At 64.6% G+C, this 2811-nt stretch carries 4 protein-coding genes, 1 tRNA gene and 1 pseudogene; all 6 read right to left on the bottom strand.

All coding sequences use genetic code 11. The features are described 5' to 3' along the window. Nucleotides 1-29 precede the first annotated feature (29 nt). A complete protein-coding gene (gene rplA, locus RHOFW104R8_RS10965; RefSeq protein ID WP_068095061.1) occupies nucleotides 30-737 on the bottom strand; it encodes a 50S ribosomal protein L1 in 708 nt (235 codons plus the stop codon). Between the two features lie 3 nt (nucleotides 738-740). Beyond that, entirely contained in the window at nucleotides 741-1169 is a 429-nt protein-coding gene (rplK, locus tag RHOFW104R8_RS10970) for a 50S ribosomal protein L11 (RefSeq protein WP_068095058.1), read from the bottom strand. A gap of 213 nt (nucleotides 1170-1382) precedes the next feature. Beyond that, a complete protein-coding gene (gene nusG / locus RHOFW104R8_RS10975) occupies nucleotides 1383-1943 on the bottom strand; it encodes a transcription termination/antitermination protein NusG (RefSeq protein WP_068095080.1) in 561 nt (186 codons plus the stop codon). 7 nt (nucleotides 1944-1950) lie between these two features. Further along, entirely contained in the window at nucleotides 1951-2346 is a 396-nt protein-coding gene (secE, locus tag RHOFW104R8_RS10980) for a preprotein translocase subunit SecE (protein WP_068095054.1), read from the bottom strand. A gap of 82 nt (nucleotides 2347-2428) precedes the next feature. Further along, nucleotides 2429-2504: transfer RNA gene (locus RHOFW104R8_RS10985), tRNA-Trp, on the bottom strand. Nucleotides 2505-2696: 192 nt separating this feature from the next. After that, nucleotides 2697-2811: pseudogene (locus RHOFW104R8_RS16980) on the bottom strand (elongation factor Tu); the annotation flags it as partial.

The raw sequence follows: 2811 nt of genomic DNA on the forward strand, positions 1-2811 counted from the left end.
CCGGCAACCGCCGATGCGGGACTTGATACTTACTTGGCGGCCAAAGCCAGCGACGAGGTGTCGACGGCCACGCCGACGCCCATGGTGCTGGACAGCGCCACCTTCTGCAGGAACTGGCCCTTCGCGGTGGACGGCTTGGCCTTCAGCAGGTCGGCGATCAGCGCGTTGAGGTTGTCCGCGAGCTGCTCGGCCTCGAAGTTCGCCTTGCCGATGGTGGCGTGGATGATGCCCGCCTTGTCGTTGCGGAACTTCACCTGGCCGGCCTTGGCGTTCTTCACCGCGGTGGCGACGTCGGCGGTGACCGAGCCGTCCTTCGGGTTCGGCATCAGGCCGCGCGGGCCGAGCAGTTGGCCCAGCTTGCCGACCACGCGCATCGCGTCCGGCGTGGCGATCACCCGACCGAAGTCCAGTTCACCACCCTGCATGCGCTCGGCCAGGTCGTCCATGCCGACGGCATCGGCGCCGGCGGCCTTGGCGGCCTCGGCCTTCTCGCCCGGCGGGCAGAACACGGCGACCTTGACGGTCTTGCCGGTGCCGTGCGGCAGCAGCGAGGAGCCGCGCACGCCCTGGTCCGACTTCTTCGCGTCGATGCCCAGACGCACGGCCACGTCCACCGACTCGGCGAACTTCGCCTTGGCGTTGGCCTTGACGATCTTCAGGGCCTCGTCCAAGGCATAGAACTTGCCCGGCTGCACCGCGGCCTGGGCGGCCTTCATACGCTTCGTGATCTTTGCCATGTCTTAGCCCTCCACCGTCAGGCCCATGCTGCGGGCGCTACCGGCAATGGTGCGCACCGCGGCGTCGAGGTCGGCAGCCGTCAGGTCCGGCTCCTTCTGCTTCGCAATATCTTCCAGCTGCTTGCGGGTGACCTTGCCGACCTTGTCGGTGTTCGGCTTCGACGAACCCTTGCCGACGCCGGTGGCCTTCTTCAGAAGGATCGTGGCGGGCGGGGTCTTGGTGATGAAGGTGAAGCTGCGGTCGGAGTACGCCGTGATGATGGTCGGGATCGGCAGACCCGGCTCCATCTTCTGCGTGGCGGCATTGAACGCCTTGCAGAACTCCATGATGTTCAGGCCGCGCTGGCCGAGGGCGGGACCCACCGGCGGCGACGGGTTGGCCTGGCCGGCCTTGACCTGCAGCTTGATGTAACCGACGACTTTCTTTGCCATTGGATTTTCCTCGCGAGTCCGGACGCCTTGCGGCTCCTCGCTGTTCACCGGTCCCTGGATGGAAGGAAGATCCGCGTCCTGCGGATCCGAAACGCGGGCACGCCGGATCGAAAAAGACCCAGCGTGAACCGCGCAGTATAGAGATTTGCCGGCTTATCAGCAAGCCCCGTGCCAAGGCCTGCTGAACCGGGTGACCGGGCCGCCCCGGCCGACTCAGGCCTTCTCGACCTGGCCGAACTCCAGCTCGACCGGGGTCGAGCGACCGAAGATCAGCACCGCCACGCGCAGGCGGCTCTTTTCGTAGTTGACTTCCTCGACCACGCCGTTGAAATCGTTGAACGGGCCTTCGGTGACGCGCACCATCTCGCCCGGCTCGAACAGCACCTTGGGCTTGGGCTTCTCGACGCCTTCGCGCACGCGACTGAGGATGGCGTCGGCCTCGCTGTCCTTGATCGGCAGCGGGCGGTCGGCGGTACCGCCGATGAAACCCATCACCTTCGGGGTTTCCTTGATCAGATGCCAGCACTCGTCGTCGATCCGCAGCGCCTTGCCTTCGGTGCCCGTCTCGATCTGCACCAGCACGTAGCCCGGGAAGAACTTGCGATCGCTGCGGCGCTTCTGGCCGCCACGCATCTCGATCACTTCCTCGGTCGGCACCAGCACTTCGCCGAACTTTTCCTCCATCGAGGCGCGCTTGATGCGCTCCTCGAGGGAGCGCTTCACCTGGTTCTCGAAGCCCGAATAGGCGTGCACCACGTACCAGCGCTTGCTCATGCTCACCTCAGCCACCCAGCTTCAGCAGCCAGTCGAGAATGACCGACTTCAGGATCAGGTCGATAAGACCCAACAACAGCGACAGCACGATCACCACCAGGATGATGATGCCGGTCGTCTTGATCGTCTCGTCGCGGGTCGGCCAGACCACCTTGCGCATTTCGAACTGCGACTCGGCGATGAAGTTCCGCACCCGCCGACCCAGCGCGGTGAACGTGGCGATCGCCAGCGCGACCACCAGCGCGGCCAGCACGCCCAGCAGGCGCACCGACGAGGAAATGCTGCCATCCCGGCCGAACCAGGAATAGGCAAAGATACCGGCAGCCAGCACCAGCCCCGCCAGTACCAGCTTGCCGATGTCGGCGGCGTTCGTGCCCTTGGGCTGTTCTGCCTTGGTATTCATGCACTAGTGACCAGGTACCAGCAGCACGCCTGCCTCTCACGGCCGGCCTTGCCACCGCCACCCGTCTCGATCCTCGGGGAAGTGGCACGCCAGGAGGGACTCGAACCCCCAACCTGCGGTTTTGGAGACCGCTGCTCTGCCAATTGAGCTACTGGCGTACATGGCTTGAACTTCAAACACGACGACGAGCGGCTTGAATCCGCTCGCCCCGTGAACTTTACTTCAGCCATCCTCCATGATGGCAAGGATCAACCCGGCATCCATGCCGGACTTCTCGCAATTTATTTCAGCCATCCTCCCTGATGGCAAAGATCGGACCGGCATCCTGCCGGACTTCTCGCAGAAGCAGCTTACTTGATGACCTTGGCCACCACGCCGGCGCCGACGGTGCGGCCGCCTTCGCGGATCGCGAAACGCAGGCCCTCGTCCATCGCGATCGGGTGGATCAGGCTCACCACCATCTTC

It is taken from the genome of Rhodanobacter sp. FW104-R8 (assembly GCF_001617365.1).
Taxonomy (GTDB): domain Bacteria; phylum Pseudomonadota; class Gammaproteobacteria; order Xanthomonadales; family Rhodanobacteraceae; genus Rhodanobacter.

Bases quoted from the DNA above. Each gene is read 5' to 3' on its own strand.
- secE (WP_068095054.1), bottom strand. From the start codon at position 2,346: ATGAATACCAAGGCAGAACAGCCCAAGGGCACGAACGCCGCCGACATC.
- rplA (WP_068095061.1), bottom strand. From the start codon at position 737: ATGGCAAAGATCACGAAGCGTATGAAGGCCGCCCAGGCCGCGGTGCAG.
- rplK (WP_068095058.1), bottom strand. From the start codon at position 1,169: ATGGCAAAGAAAGTCGTCGGTTACATCAAGCTGCAGGTCAAGGCCGGC.
- nusG (WP_068095080.1), bottom strand. From the start codon at position 1,943: ATGAGCAAGCGCTGGTACGTGGTGCACGCCTATTCGGGCTTCGAGAAC.